The organism is Oceaniovalibus guishaninsula JLT2003 (assembly GCF_000299575.1).
Classification (GTDB): Bacteria; Pseudomonadota; Alphaproteobacteria; order Rhodobacterales; family Rhodobacteraceae; genus Palleronia; species Palleronia guishaninsula.
Genome location: NZ_AMGO01000068.1, coordinates 122073 through 139993 on the forward strand (window position 1 = coordinate 122073; position 17921 = coordinate 139993).

Genomic DNA, 17921 nt, shown 5'->3' on the forward strand with positions numbered 1-17921 from the left:
GGCCCCCGCCTTGTCTGAATCCGTCATCGCCCCGTCCCTTCCGCCGCTTCCAGCACCGCGCGCGCGATCACCACGCGCTGCACGTCGCTGGCCCCTTCATAGATGCGCAGCGCGCGCACCTCGCGATAGAGGCTTTCGACGATCTCGCCCGTTTTCACGCCGTCGCCGCCATGAAGCTGCACCGCCAGATCGACAACCTGCTGCGCGGCCTCGGTCGCGTAAAGCTTGGCCATCGCCGCCTCGCGGCTGACGCGGGGGGCGCCGCGGTCCTTGGTCCAGGCGGCGCGATAAACCAGCAGTGCCGCCGCATCGACCTTCAGCGCCATGTCGGCCAGATGCCCCTGCACCATCTGCAACCGCGCAAGCGTGCCGCCATCCGCGCGCGGCCGCTGCACGCGCACCAGCGCCTCGTCCAGCGCGCGGCGCGCGAATCCCAGCGCCGCCGCCCCGACCGTCGCGCGGAACACGTCCAGCACCGACATGGCGATCCTGAAGCCCCCGCCCGCCTGTCCGATCAGCGCGTCGGCGGGCAGGCGCACCCCTGTCAACCGCAGATGCGCCAGGGGATGCGGGGCCATGACCTCGATCCGGGCGGCGACCTCCAGCCCCGGCGTGTCGGCAGGCAGCAGGAAGGCCGACAACCCCTTCGCACCCGGCGCCTCGCCCGTGCGGGCGATGATCGTATAGATGTCGGCGATGCCGCCGTTCGAGATATAGGTCTTCTCGCCGTCCAGCACCCAGTCGCCGCCGTCGCGCCGGGCCGTGGTGGCGGTCGCGGCCACGTCCGATCCGGCCCCCGGTTCCGTCAGCGCGAACCCCGCGATGGCCCGACCGGCCCGCGTCCGCGCCAGCCATTCGCGTTGCGACGCGCTGCCGAATAGGCTGACCGCGCCCATCCCCAGCCCCTGCATCGCAAAGGCGAAATCGGCCAGCCCGTCATGGCGCGCCAGCGTTTCGCGGATCAGGCACAGGCTGCGCACGTCCAGCGCCTCGCCCTCGGCCGCGCCGGTATGGCGCAGCCAGCCGCCCTGCCCCAGCCGCGCCACCAGATCGCGGCAGGCGGTATCGGTGTCGGCGTGATCGACATGGCGCAGTTCCGTCCCGGCCCAATCGTCCAGCGCCGCCGCCAGGTCGCGGTGGCGGTCCTCGAAGAAGGGCCAGTGCAGGAAGGTGTGATCCATAGGCGCGTCGCAATCCCCGTTCGTCGTTCAGTCGCCGGAGAAAACCGGCCGTTCCTTCGCCACGAAGGCGTTGTAGGCGCGTTCGAAATCGCGGGTCTGCATGCAGATGGCCTGCGCCTGCGCCTCGGCCTCGATCGCCTGTTCCAGACCCATGTTCCATTCCTGGTTCAACTGCGTCTTGGTGATGCCATGCGCGAAGGTCGGCCCGTCGGCGATCCGCCGTGCCAGCACCATCGCCGCGTCCTCAAGTTCGCCGGCGGGATGCAGCGCGTTCCAGAACCCCCAGGCCGCCCCTTCCTCGGCGCGCATGCTGCGCCCGGTATAAAGCAGCTCGGCCGCGCGGCCCTGCCCGACGATGCGCGGCAGCATCGCGCAGGCGCCCATGTCGCATCCCGCAAGGCCCACGCGCGTGAACAGGAAGGCGCAGGTCGCGTCATGGCTGGCCAGCCGCAAATCGGACGCCATGGCCATGATCGCCCCCGCGCCCACGCAGACCCCGTCCACCGCGGCGACGATGGGCTTGCCGCAGCCGATCATCGCCTTGACCAGATCGCCGGTCATCCGGGTGAAGGCCAGCAGATCCTTCATGTCCATCCCGACCAGCGGTCCGATGATGTCGTGCACGTCCCCGCCCGACGAAAAATTGCCGCCGTTCGAGGCCAGCACCACCGCGTCCACATCCGCGGCATAGGCCAGCGCGCGGAACGTGTCGCGCAGTTCGGCATAGCTGTCGAAGGTCAGCGGGTTCTTGCGCTCGGGTCGGTTCAGTCGGATCGTGGCGATCCCGTCCGCCGCGTGCCACAGGAAATGCCGCGGCGTCAGGTCCGCCATGCGCGTCGCGTTCAGACTCATGCCCTCGCCTCCCGTTTCGGGCCGACCTTGCGCAGCCCGTCGCGCATCGCATCCAGATCGCCTTCGTCCAGCGCGCCCAGCATCCGGTTCAGTTCCCGTTCGTGCCCCGCCGCCATGGTTTCGAAAGTCGCGCGGCCCCGGTCGGTCAGCGCCACCCGCACCGTCCGGCGGTCGCGGTCGCAGGGGCTTCGGACGACCAGCCCCTCGCCTTCCAGTCGGCCCACCACGTCGGTGGCGTTGCCGTTCGACACCAGCAGCATGCGGCTCAGCTCGCCCATCGCCACCGGCACCCCGCGCCGCCAAAGCGCCGCCATCACGTCGAAACGCGGCAACGAGGTGCCGTGTTCGCGCCGCAGGTAATCCCGCAATCCCGCCTCGACGAAACGCGTGACGCCCAGCATGCGGATCCACAGCCGCAGACGGCGCTTGGCGATGGCGTCGCTCATATCTCGCCCCCTGCTATGGCGATGGCCTGTCCGTTGATGCCTTCCGATCCCGGCGCGCAAAGCCACAAGGCCGCCGCCGTGACCTCGGCCGGGGCGATCAGCCGCCGCTGCGGGTTCGCCGCTTTCAGCGCCTCCAGCGCCTCGGACGGGGATCGGCCCGTCGTTTCGGCGATGGTGGCTACCGAGCGGTCGGTCATGTCGGTGTCCAGAAACCCCGGACACAGCGCGTTCGCCGTCACCGGACGGCGGGCGACTTCCAGCGCAAGGCTTCGGATCAGCCCGACCGCGCCGTGTTTGGCCGCAGCATAGGGCGCGGCATAGGCATAGCCCTTCAGCCCGGCGGTCGAGGCGACGGCGATCAGACGCCCCCAGCCATCCATCCGCCGCAGCCCTTCGCGAAAGGTCAGGAACACGCCGGTCAGGTTCACCGCCAGCATGGCGTTCCACTGGGCAAGGCCGGTCCTGGTCAGCAGCGCGCTGTCCGACGCGCCCGCATTGGCCACGACGATATCGACAGGCCCGGCGGCGTCGAACAGCGCCGCGACGGACCCCTCGTCGGTCACGTCCGCGACGACGGGCATGGCGCCGATGCGCGCGGCCACATCCTCCAGCGGGGCGCGCCTGCGCCCGGCGATGACGACGCGCGCGCCTGCTTCGGCGAAACCGCGCGCCAGGTCCGCGCCCGCCCCGGTGCCGCCGCCGGTGACAAGCACCGTATGCCCCGCCAGATCAGGCACGGATCGTCTCCTGCTCGCGCTCGCGCAGACGCCTCGCCTGATCGCCGCCGGCGGCATAGGGTTTGGGCCATTGCGTGCCCTCGTCGCCGAGCGCCGTCGCGGCATGCAGCGTCCAGTAAGGGTCCGCCAGATGCGGCCGGGCCAGGCAGACCAGATCCGCCCGCCCTGCCATCAGGATCGAATTGACGTGGTCGGGTTCATAGATGTTGCCCACGGCCATGGTCGGAACGTGCAGCTCGTTGCGGATGCGGTCGCTGAACGGCGTCTGGAACATGCGGCCATAGACGGGTCTGGCCTCGGGGCTGGTCTGTCCGGCGGACACGTCGATGATGTCGGCGCCCGCTTCGTGGAAGGCGCGCGCGATCTCGACGGCCTCCTGCGGGGTGACGCCGTTCGCGTCCAGCCAGTCATGGGCGCTGATCCGCACCGACATCGGCTTGCCCGCTGGCCAGACGGCGCGCATGGCACGGAACACCTCGAGCGGCCAGCGCAGCCGATTTTCAAGAGAACCGCCATAATCGTCACCGCGGATGTTGGTGGCGGGCGACAGGAAGCTGGCGATCAGATAGCCGTGGGCGGCGTGCAGCTCGATCATGTCGAAGCCGCAGCGCGCGGCCATCTCGGTTGCCGCGACGAACTGCTCGCGCACCGTATCCATGTCGGCACGGTCCATCGCCCTGGGCGTATCGCTGCCCTCGGCCCAGGGGATCGCGCTGGCGGACATGAGCGGCCAGTTGCCCCGCGCCAGCGGCTTGTCCATCCCTTCCCAGCCGATATTCGTGCTGCCCTTGCGGCCCGAATGGCCGATCTGGCAGCACACCCTGGCGTCCGTCTCGGCATGGATGAAATTCACGATCCGCGTCCAGGCGGCTTCGTGTTCGGGCGCATAGAGGCCCGGACAGCCCGGCGTGATCCGGCCCTCGGGCGAAACGCAGGTCATCTCGGTATAGACCAGACCCGCGCCGCCCTTGGCGCGTTCGCCGTAATGGACCAGATGCCAATCGGTCGGGGTGCCGTCCACGGCCTTGTATTGCGCCATGGGCGAGACGACGATGCGGTTCTTCAGGCGCATGTCGCCCAAGGTGAAGGGCGCGAACATCGGCGCGCGGCCCGGCCGGCCGCCCGCCTGTTCCTGAAACCAGTCCTCGGCCCGGCGCAGCCAGTCGGGGTCGCGCAGGCGCAGATTCTCGTGGCCGATGCGCTGGCTGCGGGTCAGCAGGGAATAGTTGAACTGCACCGGATCGAAGCCGAGGTAACGCTCCACCTCCTCGAACCATTCCAGACTGTTGCGCGCCGCCGATTGCAGGCGCAGAACCTCGAGCCGCCGTTCGTCCTGATACCGCTGGAACGCCTGCTCCAGCGTCGGTTCGCTGTGCAGATAGTCGGCCAGCGCGATGGCGCTGTCGATGGCCAGCCGCGTGCCCGACCCGATGGAAAAATGCCCCGTGGCCGCGGCGTCGCCCATCAGCACGATATTGTCGTGATACCATCGTTCGCAGATCACGCGGGGGAAATTCATCCAGACCGCCGATCCGCGCAGATGCGCCGCGTTCGACATCAGGTCGTGGCCGCCCAGGTGACGCTCGAACACCTTGCGGCAGGTCTCGACCGTCTCGGACTTGGTCATCCGCGCGAACCCCATGCGGTCCCAGACCTGCTGCGTGGTCTCGACGATGAAGGTCGCGGTGTTTTCGTCGAACTGATAGACATGCGCCCAGAGCCAGCCGGCATCCGTCTTCTCGAAGATGAAGGTGAAGGCGTCGTCGAACTTCTGATGCGTGCCCAGCCAGACGAACTTGCACAGCCGCGTGTCGATATCGGGCTTGAAGACATCGGCGTATTCGGTGCGCACGCGGCTGTTGATGCCGTCGGCGGCGACCACAAGGTCATGGTCGCGGCGATAGGCTTCGGTGCTGTCGAACTCGGTCTCGAAACGCAGATCGACGCCCAGCTCCGCCGCGCGGTCTTGCAGCAGCGTCAGCATCCGCTTGCGTCCGATCCCGGCAAAGCCGTGCCCGCCCGATACGGTGCGCACCCCGTCCTTGACGACGGCGATGTCGTCCCAATAGCTGAAGCTGGCGCGGATCGCTTCGGTCGAAACGGGATCGTTGGTCTGCATCCGCCCCAGCGCGTCGTCCGACAGCACCACCCCCCAGCCAAAGGTGTCGGCGGCCCTGTTCCGCTCGACCAGCGTGACCTGGTGGGACGGATCGCGCAGCTTCATCGAAATGGCGAAATAAAGACCCGCAGGACCACCGCCGAGACAGACGACCTTCATCCAGACCCTTCCCTGACGCGCCTTTCCCGACAAGCGGGATCAGCGAACGGTGGCATGGAAGCCCCAATGCTTCAAGCTTGAAATTCGGCGCATACGCATTTTCAGGACCGGCCTGCGGCGGATGTCAGGGTGCCGCCTGCTGGATCGCGCGGATGGCGGGATAGGCGTGCCGGAAGGCCGCATAAGCATCGTCGAACGCTGCGGACTTCGTCGGATCGGGGTCGATCCGTTCGCGTATCTTGGGCCGGGTCAGGACGGTGCCCGGATCGTCGCCGGTCGCGGCAAGGATGCCCAGCCGCGCGGCCCCAAGGGCTGCGCCGAACGCGCCGTCCGCCGGCAGGTCGAGAGGGGTGTCCAGCACCGTCGCGATCAGCCGCAGCCAATAGCGCGACCGGGTGCCGCCGCCGATGGCGGTCAGGCGGGACAGGGTCGCGCCGGTAGCCTTCAGCGCCTCGTGACTGTCCCGCAGCCCGAAGGCGACGCCTTCCAGCACGGCGCGGGTCAGGTCGGCGCGGCCGGTATCGCGTCCCAGCCCGGTAAAGCTGGCGCGGATCGCGGCATCGTTATGCGGCGTCCGCTCGCCTGACAGATAGGGCAGGAACCGCACCCGGCCCGGCGCGATCAGGGTTTCGCCCAGGCTTGCGACAAGATCGGGGGGCTGCACGCCTGCGATGGCCGCCAGCCAGTTCAGGTTGTCCGTCGCCGAAAGCATGACGCCCATCTGATACCACCGTCCGGGCACGGCGTGGCAGAAGGTGTGCAAAGCCGAACCGGGATCCGGCCGATACGCATCGCGGGCCGCCAGAAGAACGCCGGACGTGCCCAGCGACAGAAACCCCTGCCCCTCGCCAAGCGCCCCGATGCCGCAGGCCGCGGCCGCGTTGTCGCCGGCGCCGCCCGCCACGATCACGGTCCCCGCGATGCCCCAGCGCTGCCGAAGATCGGCCCGCAGATCGCCGGCCTTGTCGCATCCCTCGACAAGGCGCGGCATCTGTTCGCGCCGCATGTGACCGGCTGCGAGAAGCGCATCCGACCAGTCGCGCCCGCCGACATCCAGCCAGGCCGTGCCGGCGCTGTCGGACATGTCGGCGACATGCCGGCCGGTCAGATACAGGTTGAGGAAGGCGGCAGGCAGCAGAACCTTGGCGATGCGGCGGAAATGTTCGGATTCGTGGCGGCGGACCCAGACCAGCTTGGGCGCGGTGAAGCCGGGAAAGACGATGTTGCCCGACACCTGCCGCACGCCGTCCATCGCATCGAGTTCGGCGGCTTCGACATGCGACCGGGTGTCGTTCCACAGGATGCAGGGCCGGATCACCCGATCGGCAGCATCGAGCAGCGTCGCGCCGTGCAGGTGCCCCGCCACGCCGATGCCCTTGAGGCCCGCAAAGGCGCGATAGGCGTGCCGCAGATCCGCGACCGCCCCCTCCAACGCGGCGATCCAGTCGGCGGGATCCTGTTTGCTCCATCCCGAATGGGGGTGATGCGCCGTGTATTGCCTTTCGGCAGCCCCGATCGGCCTGCCATCGTCGCCCACCAGAAGCGCGCGCAGCCCCGACGTTCCCAGATCGATGCCCAGATAGCTCATGTCCCGGCGGCTCCTGTCTGCGGGGCGGCTGCGACTTCAGGCCGGAGCTTCCAGATAGCCCCGGATCGCAGCAGCGCTGCCATCGCACCAGATCGTCCGCAGCCAGCGCGAAAAGCTTTGCTCGAAGCGCGGCGCGTCCGCCAGGTCGCCATACACCTCGTCCTGCGCCAGCCAGATCTGCGGGTGGGTCCGGGCCGCTTCTGCGTTGCGGTGGCGGGCGTCCCAATGCGGATCGTTCGGCTCTATCGCCGTTCCGTCCTCGCGGGTGCCGGCGCACATCCGCGCCCAAAGCGCCTCGGTCAGGGCCAGCCCGTCCAGCGGCGCGCCGGCCGCAAGCGCGTCGCGGATCGTCGGCAGAACGAAGGTGGCATGCCGCGCGGTGCCGTCGAAGGCGACGCGGCGCACGGTATCGTGAATCAGCGGATTGGCGAAACGGCCCGAGATCAGATCGAGGTATTGCTGGGGCGTCCGGCCGGGCACCGGCGCGACATGGGGGGCCACCTCGCGGGACAGAACGGTGCGCAACAGCGCCGCGACATCTCGGTGCGCCATGCAATCCGCGATACTGTCGAGCGACAGAAGCTCGCCGGCATTGGCGAGGATCTGGTGCCCTGCGTTCAGCAGCCGGATCTTCATCGTCTCGTAGGCATGAACGTCGTCGGCAAGCGTCGCGCCCGCGGCTTCCCATTCGGGGCGGCCCGTCGGAAAGCGGTCCTCGATCACCCATTGGCGGAAGCGTTCGTGCGTCACCGGGGCCGCGTCGTCGATGCCGGCCGCCGCCGCCATCGCCCGTTCGCGCGGGCCGGTGGCAGGCACGATGCAATCCACCATGGAATTGGGAAAGGCCGTGTTGGCGGCGATCCAGTCGGCAAGGGCGGGATCCTGCATGCGGGCCAGCCCGAGGACCGCGCCCTGCAACACGTCGCCGTTGCCCTGAAGGTTGTCGCAGCTCAGGCAGGTGAAGCCCGCGTCACCGGCCGCGCGGCGGCGGCGCAAGGCGGCGATCATGGCCCCGAAGGCGGTGCGCGGCGTGTCGAGATGCGCGGCGTCGTGGCGGATGTCGGGATGATCCGCATTCAGCGCGCCGCCGGCATCGCGGTAATATCCGCCTTCGGTCACGGTCAATGACACGATGCGGATGCGCGGATCGGCCATCGCGGCGACCAGCGGTGCGTGCCCCGTCTCGGCCACCTCGGCGAAGGCGATCATGCTTCCCGTGACCTCGACGCGGCCTTCGTCGGGGTCGAGCTGGATCAGCGTCGTCAGGTTGTCCTGCGCGGCAAGCCGTGCGCGCATTCCCGCATCGGCGGCGCGCACCCCGCCGCCAACGATGCCCCAGTCCAGCGCCTTGCCGTCCTGCATCAGCCGGTGCAGATACCACGCCTGATGGGCGCGATGGAAATTGCCGACGCCGACATGGACGATGCCGGGGCCGATGGCTGCGCGGTCGTAGCGGGGCCGCAGCACGCCGTCTGGCAATCGCGCAAGCGTGGCGTTCGAAAGCGGCGCGAGCGTCAGCTCATCCATTGGCCGCCATCCACGTTATAGCATTGCGCGACCACATAGTCGGATTCGGCCGAGGCCAGAAAGATCGCCATGCCGGTCAGATCGTCCGCGCGCGCCATCCGGCCGAAGGGGACGCCCGCCCCGACGGCGGCCTTCTTCTGGCCGGGCGCCAGACCTTCCAGCCGGGCGAATTCGGCATCGACGCCTTCCCAATGCTCGCCCTCCACGACACCCGGCGCGATGGCGTTCACGTTGATGCCGTGTGCGATCAGGTTCAGCCCCGCCGACTGGGTAAGCGAGATGACCGCCGCCTTGCTGGCGCAATAGACCGCGACCAGCGGTTCGCCCCGACGCCCCGCCTGCGAGGCCATGTTGATGATCTTGCCGCCCCGGCCGCGCGCGATCATGCCCCGCGCCACGGCCTGCATGGTGAACAGCGTGCCCGCGACATTGACGGCGAAGACGCTGTCGTAATCAGCGCGGCTTATGTCCACGATGGCATCGGCGGTGAAGATGGCCGCATTGTTGACGAGGATGTCGATACCGCCCGACGCCTCGTCCGCGGCGGCGATGCCCGCGTCGATGCTGCCTTGGTCGGTCACGTCCATGACGACGGGGATGGCGCCGATGTCGCGGGCGGTGGCGGAAAGGCCGGCCTCGTCGATATCGGCCACGACGACGCGCGCGCCTTCGCGGATATACGCCTCGGCGAAGGCGCGGCCGATCCCGCGCGCGGCCCCCGTGACCAGCGCGGTCTTGCCCTGAAGCCTCATAGCCTTGATCCTTCTGCGTCGAAACGATGAATACGGTCGGGGTTCGGCGTCAGCCCCACGCGGTCGCCATGCCGCAGCGGCACCTCGCCGTCGGCGCGGACGGTGACGGTTTCCGCCAGCCCGGTTCCGTGAACGTAAAGGAACGTGTCCGACCCCAGATGCTCGGACAATCCCACGGTGCCGACCCAGGGCGCGCCGTCCGGGCTGCCCGACGCGATGTGTTCGGGGCGCACCCCGATGGTGCGGGCGCCGTGCCGCTCGGCCTCGGCGCCGCCGATCAGGTTCATGGTGGGCGACCCGATGAACCCCGCGACGAACAGGTTGTGCGGGGTGCGGTAAAGCTCCAGCGGGGTGCCGACCTGCTCGATCCGGCCGGCGCGCAGAACGACGATCTTGTCGGCCATTGTCATCGCCTCGACCTGATCGTGGGTGACATAGACCATCGTCGTCGCCAGCGACTTGTGCAGTTCGCCGATCTCCATGCGCATCCCGACGCGCAGCGCCGCGTCGAGGTTCGACAGCGGCTCGTCGAACAGGAACGCCGAGGGTTCGCGCACGATGGCCCGGCCGATGGCGACGCGCTGGCGTTGGCCGCCCGAAAGCTGGCCCGGCCGGCGGTCCAGATAGTCGGTGAGGTTCAGCGCCTTAGCCGCCGCCTCGATCCGGCGCTTCTGCTCGCCCTCGGGCAGGCCCGCCATGCGCATCGGAAAGGCGATGTTCTTGCGGACCGACATGTGCGGGTAAAGCGCATAGGATTGAAAGACCATCGCAAGGCCCCGCTTGGCGGGGGGCAGTTCGGTCGCGTCGCGCCCGTCGATCGAGATTTCGCCGCCGGTCACGTCCTCGAGCCCGGCGATCAAACGCAGAAGTGTGGACTTGCCGCAGCCGGACGGGCCGACGAAGACCACGAATTCGCCGTCCTCGATGGTCAGGTCGAGCGGCGGGATCACCTCGACCTCGCCAAAGGCCTTTCGCACGCCGTTCAGAACGATGCGTCCCATGTCTTTCCCCTATTTCACGGCGCCGAAGGTCAGGCCCCGGACCAGTTGCTTCTGGCTGAACCACCCGATGATCAGGATCGGCGCGATCGCCATGGTCGAGGCCGCCGACAGCTTGGCGTAGAACAGCCCTTCGGGACTGGAATAGCTGGCGATGAACGCGGTCAGCGGCGCGGCATTGGCGGCCGTCAGGTTCAGCGTCCAGAACGCCTCGTTCCACGCCAGAATGACGTTGAGCAGCAACGTCGAGGCGATGCCCGGCACGGCCATCGGCGTCAGCACATGGATGATCTCGTTCCGCAGGCTGGCGCCGTCCATCCGCGCGGCTTCAAGGATCTCGCCCGGAATCTCGCGGAAATACGTGTAAAGCATCCAGACGATGATCGGCAGGTTGATCAGCGTCAGCACGATCACCAGACCCGTGCGGGTATCGAGAAGGCCGAAATCGCGGAAGATCAGATAGATCGGCACCAGCACCCCGACCGGCGGCAGCATCTTGGTCGACAGCATCCACATCAACACGTTCCTGGTCTGCCTGCCCGGCACGAAGGCCATCGCCCAGGCCGCGGGCACGGCAATGATCAGGCCGATCACCGTCGAGCCGATCGAGATCACCACCGAGTTCATGAAGTGCCGGAAATAGTTCGAGCGTTCCTGCACGGCGCCGTAATTCTCCAGCGTCCAGTCGAAGAACAGGAACGCGGGCGGCGACGAGATCGCTTCGGCCTCGGTCTTGAAGCTGGTCAGGAACGTCCAGAGGATCGGGAAGAAGATCAAAAGCCCGATCGTCCAGGCGATCGCGGTGTTCACCGCCTTGCGTCTTGTCGTGACTGCGCGTGCCATCCGCTTCTCCTCAGGCGTCGAGGTTCTTGCCGATCATCCGCATCAGGAAGATGGCGACGATGTTGGCAAGGACGATGGCGACCACGCCGCCTGCCGATCCCAGACCGACATCGAACTGCAAAAGCGACTGGATATAGACGAGGTAGGTCAGGTTGGTCGATGCCACCCCCGGCCCGCCGCCGGTCGTCACCAGGATCTCGGCGAAGATCGACAGAAGAAAGATCGTCTGGATCAGGATGACCACGGTGATCGCCCGCGCCAGATGCGGCAGGATGATCCACAGGAACTTGCTGCCGAACCCCGCGCCGTCCATCTCGGCGGCCTCCAGTTGCTCGCTCGACAGGGACTGGATCGCGGTCAGCAGGATCAGCGTGGCGAACGGCAGCCATTGCCACGACACGATCAGGATGATCGAGAAAAGCGGCGCCGCCGTCAGCCATTCGAACGGCTGCGCCCCGAAGGCCCGTGCAATATAGCCGAAAAGGCCGTTCACGGGGTCCATGAACATGTTCTTCCAGACCAGCGCCGAAACGGTGGGCATGACGAAGAACGGCGCGATCACCAGCAGACGGACGATGCCCTGCCCGAACATTTCCTGATCCAGCAGCAGCGCCAGCGCGATGCCGCCGCCGACAGTGATCACCAGCACGCCGCCCACCAGCAGCAGCGTATTGACCAGCGCCGTGGTGAAGGCGGGATCGGTGAAGAAATAGCGATAATTCTCCAGACCGACGAAGGGGTTCGCCCCCGGCATCAGCAGATTGTAGCGCAGGGTCGAGAAGTAGAGCGTCAGCGCCAGCGGCACGATCATCCACAGCAGCAGCACGACCACGGCCGGCGAGATCATCAGGCGGGCCGCGGCGCGCGAATGCTGGGTCGCCATCTTGCTTCTCCCTCTGCGGTCCGGGTTTGTCGCGGTTGGGGTTTGTCGCGGGCCGGATTGCCGGCCCGCGACAGGTCAGGTCACTGGATGTAACCGGCACGCTGCATTTCGCGCTGGGTCAGTTGCTGGGCGTTCTGCAACGCCTGATCGGCGTCCATCTGCCCCGCCAGCGCGGCCGAGAAGACCTGTCCGACCGCCGTGCCGATGCCTTGGAATTCGGGGATCGCGACGACCTGACCGCCGGTATAGGGCGTTTCCTGCGCCGAAGGCGTGTCTGGCGTCGCAGCTTCCATCGCCTTCAACGTCATTTCGGCAAAGGGCGCGGCCGCCTGATAGTCGGCATTCTGGTAAAGCGACGTGCGCGTGCCCGGAGGGGCGGCGCGCCAGCCGTCCCGGTCGGCGACAAGCTGCGTGTAATCCCGGCCGGTCGCCCATGCCACGAACTGCTTGGCGGCGTCCTTGGCGTCGGACGATTCGGGTATCGCCAGGCTCCATGCCCACAGCCAGTTGCCGCGATTGTCGACGCCGTCCTTGCTGGGAAACATCGCATAGCCGACGCTGTCGGCCACGGCGGAATCGTCCGGGTTGGTAACGAACGACGCGGCGACGGTGGCGTCGATCCACATGCCGCACTTGCCCTGCTGGAACAGCGCCAGATTTTCGTTGAACCCGTTGGCCGACGCGCCTGGAGGGCCGTATTCGGTCATCATCGTGATGTAGTCGCTGACCGCCGCCTGCCATTCGGAACTGTCGAATTGCGGCTGCCAATCCATGTCGAACCACCGCGCGCCATAGCTGTTGGCCATCGCCGTCAGGAACGCCATGTTCTCGCCCCAGCCGGGCTTGCCGCGCAGGCAGATGCCATAGACCTCGTTCTCACGGTCGGTCATCGCCTCGGCGGCGGCCATGATGTCCTGCCAGGTCGGTTCTGCCGGAATCTCGACGCCCGCCTCTTGGGCAAGGTCGGTGCGATACATGACCATCGCCGATTCGCCGTAGAACGGCGCGGCATAGAGCGTGTCCTCATAGGTCAGCGCCGTGCGGATCGACGGCGTCAGGTCGTCGACGTCATACTCGGCCGGCAGGTCCGACAGCGGTTCCAGCCACCCCTGCGCCGCCCAGATCGGAACCTCGTAGGTGCCGATCGTCATCACGTCGTACTGCCCGCCCTGCGTGGCGATGTCGGTGGTGACGCGCTGGCGCAGCACGTTCTCCTCCAGCACCACCCAGTCGAGCGCGATGCCGGGGTGCCGGCTGGTGAAATCGTCCGCCAGCGCCTGCATGCGGATCATGTCGCCGTTATTCACGGTGGCGATGGTTAGCGTGGTATCCTGGGCCGTCGCGGCCCCGGCGGCGATGCAGACGGACAGGGCGGTCGCCCCACGAAGTGCGGTTTTCAGATGCATCGTTTCCTCCCTGATGCTTTCCGGCGTCATCACCGCATGAACGCCCCATACCTGTCAACGAATTTCTTTACGCGCGTAAAGCTATGCCGACGCGCGCAGCACCATCCGGCCTTCGAAGGTCAGCTCCTCGCGGACCCCGGCGCTTTCCGTATCCTCGACAGCCGCCAGCAGGGCATCGACGCTGCTGGCGGCGATGCGGTCGTAATCCTGCGCGATGGTGGTGAGCGACGGACAGGTGTAGCGGGCGAAAGGGTGATCGTCGATCCCGGCGACCCGCATCGCGCATCCGTCGCCGATCCCCACCCGCAGGCCCCGCTGATAGGCCGCCGCCAGAAACCCGATGGCCAGACGGTCGTTGCTGCACAGCACCGTTTCGGAAGGCAGCGCCTTGCGCGTCAACAGCGCCGTACCCTCGCGATGGCCGATTTCCTCGAAATTCCAGCCCTTTCCGGCGACCGGAATCACCATGGGCGCGTGACCGAGCGCCCCCATTGCCGCCTCATAGGCGGCGCGACGGCGGCGGGCATTGGGGTTTGGCGGATCGGCCATCTCGAACAGGCACGGTGGCTCGCCGCTGGCGCACAGATACTCGACCATAAGACGAACGGACGCCTCGACGTCGAGGCCGACGAACGCGGCCCCCACGCCCGGAAAGTTGCTGTCGAACAGCACCGTGGGCACTTCCGCCGCAAACTCCGCCACCGCCTGCCTGTCGGACATCCGGCCAAGCGGCGCAATCAGCGCGCCCGCCGGTTTCAACGATCGAAGCGTCTCCAGATTCTCGATCTCGCGCTCACGCTCTCCGTTCGAACTCAGCAAGATGGGGCGAAAGCCCGCGCCGCCGCACAGATCCTCGATGGTGCGGGCGATCTTGCCGAAGAACGGGTCGGCCAGCAGCGGCACGACGATGCCGATATTCTTGGTCAGACGCCGGTTCTGGTTGATGGCATAGATGTTGGGGCGGTATTCCAACCGCTCCAAGGCGTCCTCGATCCGCATGCGCGTCGCGGGCCGGACGCTGGCGGGATCCTGGAAATACTTGGACACCGTCGGCCGCGAGATCCCGCTGGCCGCCGCAAACTCTTCCATCGTGCGAACCCGTCTCACCTGCATCGCCGCCCCGATCAGCTTTACGCGCGATAACTCTAAGGGGGGTTTGCAGGACGGTCAAACGAAGGATGGTTTTCCCGCCGGGCCGTCCCCCGTCTCAGAACACCGCTGCCTTGGGAAATCGCCGACACCATTACCTTGGTTGTCGGGCCCGGATGCGCAAGGTGGCGGGCCGACAGGGCACCGCGTTATGGGGGCCGCTGCGGACCGCCCCCGCGTCGGGGCGGTCCGTCTGGTCTTATTCAGCAGCCTTGAGCTGTCCGCGGACTTCCCCGTCGGGATACTGCGCGGTGTGGACATTCACATAAAGCAGGCCGTCCTGAAGCTGGCCGATCTGCTCTTCGGTGATGTCGGCGCTGCCTTCCATCAGGTTGTCCGACATGTCGATGACGGGCGGCGCGTTCTCGCCCTCTTCGGCGGGTCCGTGCATGTGCGCGGCGACCGGATCGCCTGTCAGCCCCTCGACCGTCGTCGTCCAGGACACCGTCATCGCGTCGGTATCGACGGTGACATCGGCACTGCCGCTGCCCGAACTGTCGGTCGGCGGAACCTCGGCGCCTGGCGTCAGGTCGGCGGTGAACATCATCTGCTCGGCAAAGGCAGGCGCGGCCAGCATCGCGATCGCGGCGGCCATGGTGGTGAGTTTCGGCAGGGACATTTGCGGCACTCCTTGTGCAACCGGCATGTGAGCGATCGAACAGGCACTGCGGCGGAAAGTTCCCCGCCTGCGCTGCGATCCGCACCGTCACGGAACGGGCGGCTACTTCCGGTTGACGTGGCGATAGCAACGCCCCACCCTGCCGGAGACAGGATATGGAGGGGCGACCAAATGGCGATCCGTGGCTTTGCACTGGCGGGAACGGCACTTTTCACGGCGACGATGGCATCCGCCGGCGAGGTGACGATCAAACGCGACGGATACGGCGCCGCGCATATCTATGCCGACAACACATACGATCTTTTTTACGGCTACGGCCATGCCATCGCGCAGGACCGTCTCTTTTCGCTCGACATGGCGCGACGGACCGGGACGGGGGAAGTGGCAGCGGTACTCGGCCCCGACTTTGTGGAGTTCGACGAGCAAATCCGCAGCAACTACTGGCCGTGGTTTGTCCAGGATCAGATCGCCGACGCCAGCGCCGAGACGCGCGATCTGCTTGAAGGATACGCTGCCGGGATCAACGCCTGGATCGCCGAGGTCAGGGCCGATCCGGCGGCGTTGATGCCGCTGGAATATACCGTCCACGACGCCGAGCCCGAGGAATGGACGGCCCATGACGTGGCGATGGTGTTCATCGGGTCGATGATCTACCGCTTCGGCGATTTCAACACCGAGATCGAGAATGCGCGCATCCGGCAGGGCCTGATCGACATGCACGGCGAGGACGAAGGCGCGCGGATCTTCGATGCGTTGCTTGCCCGGTCCGTCAATGGCGCACCCACCACCATCCCGGCCGGCGACTGGGATCCGGCCCTTCGCGACAGCCCCGATGCCGACCTTCGTCCGATCCGGCAAGGCGCGATCAGCGACGAGGTTCTGCGCCAGGCAGCGCCCCCGCCGCCCGAATTTGCCGGTATCGACGGGACGGTGCCGCGTCGCGACTGGCGTGCGGCCAATCTGCGCGCGCTTCGCGAAGGCGGGCCGGCCGCCCTTCGGCTCGAAGCGGCGTCTAACCTTGCCATCCTGGGGCCGGAACGGCTGGACGGTGCGCGTGCGGTGTTGATCAACGGGCCGCAATTCGGCTGGTATCGACCGGCCTATACCTGGTCCGTCGGTCTGCACGGCGCGGGCTTCGACGTGGCCGGCAATACCGCCTTCGGCTATCCCGGTGTCATGTTCGCCCATAACGGACAGATCGCCTGGGGCTCGACCTGGGCCGCGGGCGATCAGGTCGATATCTTCATCGAAACGCTCAATCCCGACGACCCGACGCAATATCGCCACGACGGCGCCTGGAAAGACATGGAGACCAGCGAACAGACCATCGCCGTGAACGGGGGCGAGCCTGTCACGATCACCGCCTATCGCACGGTGCACGGTCCGGTCGTGGCGCGTGACGAGGATGCCAACCTGGCCTACGCCCAGCAACGCGCCTGGAGCGGCAACGAACTGGGCACGCTGACTGCCTGGGTCGAGCTGATGAAGGCACAGGATTTCGACGCCTTCCGGGCGGCGGTCGCGAACTCGGCCGTGAACGTGAACCACTACTATGCGGATGCTCAGGGCAATATCGGCTATGTCTTTGGCGGCTTCTATCCCAAGCGCGCCGACGGGCATGACGGACGCCTGCCCGTATCGGGCGAGGGGGACATGGACTGGCTGGGCATCATGCCGTTCGAAACCAATCCCCAGGTCCTAAACCCCTCGACGCACCGGATCCTCAACTGGAACAACCGCCCGGCCGAGGGTTTTCCGAACCCGGATCAATACTGGTATTCGTGGATGCCAGCCGACCGGGTCAGCGTGCTGGACCGCGCATTCGACGGCAGCGACACCTTCACACCGCAGCAGGCATGGGAAGTGGTGAGCGATCGCGCCTCTTTCGAGGACGTGAATGCCGGCCCGATGATCCCCTTCCTGCAACAGGCGGTCGCGGACCTGTCCGATGACGATCCGCGCCGCGCGATGGCCGACGCGGTGGCGGACTGGAACAGGATGCTCGAGGATCGCGACGGCGACGGGCGCTACGATCATCCCGGCGCCGCCATAATGCAGGCTTGGCTCGGCGCCTTGCTGGAACAGGCGTTCAGCGACACGCTGCCCGAACCCTACGCGACGATCTTCGCCCAGGCGGGCTATCCCAACCCCGACACGTTCACGGGGTCAGGCCAGAATATCCAAGTGGGCACGAAGGTGGTGCATCACGCGCTGTCGGGCGACGGGCCCGACCTATTCGGCGGCGATTCGACCGGCGCCGTGCTGCGCGCGCTCGATACCGCGCGCGAACGGCTGACGGACGCGCACGGACCGGAATTGGCGGATTGGCTGGGCAAGGTTGCCGGCATCCGTTTCAACTACAAGAACTTCCGCGGCATCCCGCAGACGCTGCCCCGGATGCAGGTCACAAGCCCGGTCGCCATGAATCGCGGGACCGAGAACAACATGATCGTCTTCACCCCAGGCGGCGTCGAGGCTTGGGAGACAGTGCCGCCCGGCCAAAGCGGCTTCATCGCCCCTGACGGCACGACGCCATCGACCTATGGCGACCAGCTTGCCGAATATCAGGCGCTGGCCCGCAAGCGCGTCTGGTTCACCGAAGCCGAAGTCGATGCGAACACCGTCACGACCCGGACGCTGACCGTGGAAAGGTAAAACCCAT

Annotated in this window: 15 protein-coding genes; 1 reads left to right on the forward strand and 14 read right to left on the reverse strand. The window is 67.2% G+C overall.

Features of this window, described 5'->3' with window-relative positions:
- Nucleotides 1–23: 23 nt before the first annotated feature.
- From OCGS_RS14065 to OCGS_RS14130, 14 genes are all read right to left on the reverse strand, one after another.
- Nucleotides 24–1181 (reverse strand): acyl-CoA dehydrogenase family protein, encoded by a 1158-nt coding sequence (locus OCGS_RS14065; RefSeq protein WP_007427921.1) that lies wholly within the window; start codon nt 1179–1181, stop codon nt 24–26.
- A 27-nt stretch (nt 1182–1208) separates the two neighbouring features.
- Nucleotides 1209–2033: an enoyl-CoA hydratase family protein gene (locus OCGS_RS14070; RefSeq protein ID WP_007427922.1), complete on the reverse strand. Its 825-nt coding sequence runs from the start codon at nt 2031–2033 to the stop codon at nt 1209–1211.
- The gene (locus tag OCGS_RS14075; protein ID WP_007427923.1) at nt 2030–2479 is read right to left on the reverse strand and encodes a MarR family winged helix-turn-helix transcriptional regulator; all 450 of its coding nucleotides are present in this window, start codon (nt 2477–2479) and stop codon (nt 2030–2032) included. Before OCGS_RS14075 ends, OCGS_RS14070 begins: the two co-directional genes overlap by 4 nt.
- Nucleotides 2476–3216: an SDR family NAD(P)-dependent oxidoreductase gene (locus OCGS_RS14080; RefSeq protein WP_007427924.1), complete on the reverse strand. Its 741-nt coding sequence runs from the start codon at nt 3214–3216 to the stop codon at nt 2476–2478. Before OCGS_RS14080 ends, OCGS_RS14075 begins: the two co-directional genes overlap by 4 nt.
- Nucleotides 3209–5494, reverse strand: coding sequence for a bifunctional salicylyl-CoA 5-hydroxylase/oxidoreductase (locus OCGS_RS14085; protein WP_007427925.1), 2286 nt, complete (start codon nt 5492–5494; stop codon nt 3209–3211). Before OCGS_RS14085 ends, OCGS_RS14080 begins: the two co-directional genes overlap by 8 nt.
- 124 nt (nt 5495–5618) lie before the next feature.
- Nucleotides 5619–7082, reverse strand: a complete 1464-nt coding sequence (gene xylB, locus OCGS_RS14090; RefSeq protein WP_007427926.1) for a xylulokinase — start codon at nt 7080–7082, stop codon at nt 5619–5621.
- 36 nt (nt 7083–7118) lie between these two features.
- Complete coding sequence (locus OCGS_RS14095) at nt 7119–8609, reverse strand: mannitol dehydrogenase family protein (RefSeq protein WP_007427927.1); 1491 nt, start codon at nt 8607–8609, stop codon at nt 7119–7121.
- Nucleotides 8597–9361 (reverse strand): L-iditol 2-dehydrogenase, encoded by a 765-nt coding sequence (locus OCGS_RS14100; RefSeq protein WP_007427928.1) that lies wholly within the window; start codon nt 9359–9361, stop codon nt 8597–8599. Before OCGS_RS14100 ends, OCGS_RS14095 begins: the two co-directional genes overlap by 13 nt.
- Nucleotides 9358–10362 carry an ABC transporter ATP-binding protein gene (locus OCGS_RS14105; protein WP_007427929.1) on the reverse strand — a complete coding sequence of 335 codons (1005 nt, stop codon included), beginning with the start codon at nt 10360–10362 and terminating at the stop codon, nt 9358–9360. The genes OCGS_RS14100 and OCGS_RS14105 overlap by 4 nt, the downstream gene beginning before the upstream one ends.
- A 9-nt stretch (nt 10363–10371) precedes the next feature.
- Nucleotides 10372–11202 (reverse strand): carbohydrate ABC transporter permease, encoded by an 831-nt coding sequence (locus OCGS_RS14110; protein WP_007427930.1) that lies wholly within the window; start codon nt 11200–11202, stop codon nt 10372–10374.
- Nucleotides 11203–11212: 10 nt separating this feature from the next.
- Entirely contained in the window at nt 11213–12085 is an 873-nt protein-coding gene (locus OCGS_RS14115; RefSeq protein WP_007427931.1) for a carbohydrate ABC transporter permease, read from the reverse strand.
- 80 nt (nt 12086–12165) lie between these two features.
- Nucleotides 12166–13491 carry an ABC transporter substrate-binding protein gene (locus OCGS_RS14120; RefSeq protein WP_007427932.1) on the reverse strand — a complete coding sequence of 442 codons (1326 nt, stop codon included), beginning with the start codon at nt 13489–13491 and terminating at the stop codon, nt 12166–12168.
- 81 nt (nt 13492–13572) lie between these two features.
- Nucleotides 13573–14580 carry a LacI family DNA-binding transcriptional regulator gene (locus tag OCGS_RS14125; RefSeq protein ID WP_007427933.1) on the reverse strand — a complete coding sequence of 336 codons (1008 nt, stop codon included), beginning with the start codon at nt 14578–14580 and terminating at the stop codon, nt 13573–13575.
- Between the two features lie 259 nt (nt 14581–14839).
- The gene (locus tag OCGS_RS14130; RefSeq protein ID WP_007427934.1) at nt 14840–15259 is read right to left on the reverse strand and encodes a CHRD domain-containing protein; all 420 of its coding nucleotides are present in this window, start codon (nt 15257–15259) and stop codon (nt 14840–14842) included.
- A 171-nt stretch (nt 15260–15430) separates the two neighbouring features.
- Here OCGS_RS14130 and OCGS_RS14135 point away from each other — a divergent pair, with 171 nt between their 5' ends.
- Nucleotides 15431–17914 (forward strand): penicillin acylase family protein, encoded by a 2484-nt coding sequence (locus OCGS_RS14135; protein ID WP_007427935.1) that lies wholly within the window; start codon nt 15431–15433, stop codon nt 17912–17914.
- Nucleotides 17915–17921 lie beyond the last annotated feature (7 nt).

Bases quoted from the DNA above. Each gene is read 5' to 3' on its own strand.
- OCGS_RS14070 (WP_007427922.1), bottom strand. From the start codon at position 2,033: ATGAGTCTGAACGCGACGCGCATGGCGGACCTGACGCCGCGGCATTTC.
- xylB (WP_007427926.1), bottom strand. From the start codon at position 7,082: ATGAGCTATCTGGGCATCGATCTGGGAACGTCGGGGCTGCGCGCGCTT.
- OCGS_RS14075 (WP_007427923.1), bottom strand. From the start codon at position 2,479: ATGAGCGACGCCATCGCCAAGCGCCGTCTGCGGCTGTGGATCCGCATG.
- OCGS_RS14135 (WP_007427935.1), top strand. From the start codon at position 15,431: ATGGCGATCCGTGGCTTTGCACTGGCGGGAACGGCACTTTTCACGGCG.
- OCGS_RS14095 (WP_007427927.1), bottom strand. From the start codon at position 8,609: ATGGATGAGCTGACGCTCGCGCCGCTTTCGAACGCCACGCTTGCGCGA.
- OCGS_RS14085 (WP_007427925.1), bottom strand. From the start codon at position 5,494: ATGAAGGTCGTCTGTCTCGGCGGTGGTCCTGCGGGTCTTTATTTCGCC.
- OCGS_RS14110 (WP_007427930.1), bottom strand. From the start codon at position 11,202: ATGGCACGCGCAGTCACGACAAGACGCAAGGCGGTGAACACCGCGATC.
- OCGS_RS14125 (WP_007427933.1), bottom strand. From the start codon at position 14,580: ATGGAAGAGTTTGCGGCGGCCAGCGGGATCTCGCGGCCGACGGTGTCC.
- OCGS_RS14065 (WP_007427921.1), bottom strand. From the start codon at position 1,181: ATGGATCACACCTTCCTGCACTGGCCCTTCTTCGAGGACCGCCACCGC.
- OCGS_RS14105 (WP_007427929.1), bottom strand. From the start codon at position 10,362: ATGGGACGCATCGTTCTGAACGGCGTGCGAAAGGCCTTTGGCGAGGTC.
- OCGS_RS14115 (WP_007427931.1), bottom strand. From the start codon at position 12,085: ATGGCGACCCAGCATTCGCGCGCCGCGGCCCGCCTGATGATCTCGCCG.
- OCGS_RS14120 (WP_007427932.1), bottom strand. From the start codon at position 13,491: ATGCATCTGAAAACCGCACTTCGTGGGGCGACCGCCCTGTCCGTCTGC.
- OCGS_RS14100 (WP_007427928.1), bottom strand. From the start codon at position 9,361: ATGAGGCTTCAGGGCAAGACCGCGCTGGTCACGGGGGCCGCGCGCGGG.
- OCGS_RS14130 (WP_007427934.1), bottom strand. From the start codon at position 15,259: ATGTCCCTGCCGAAACTCACCACCATGGCCGCCGCGATCGCGATGCTG.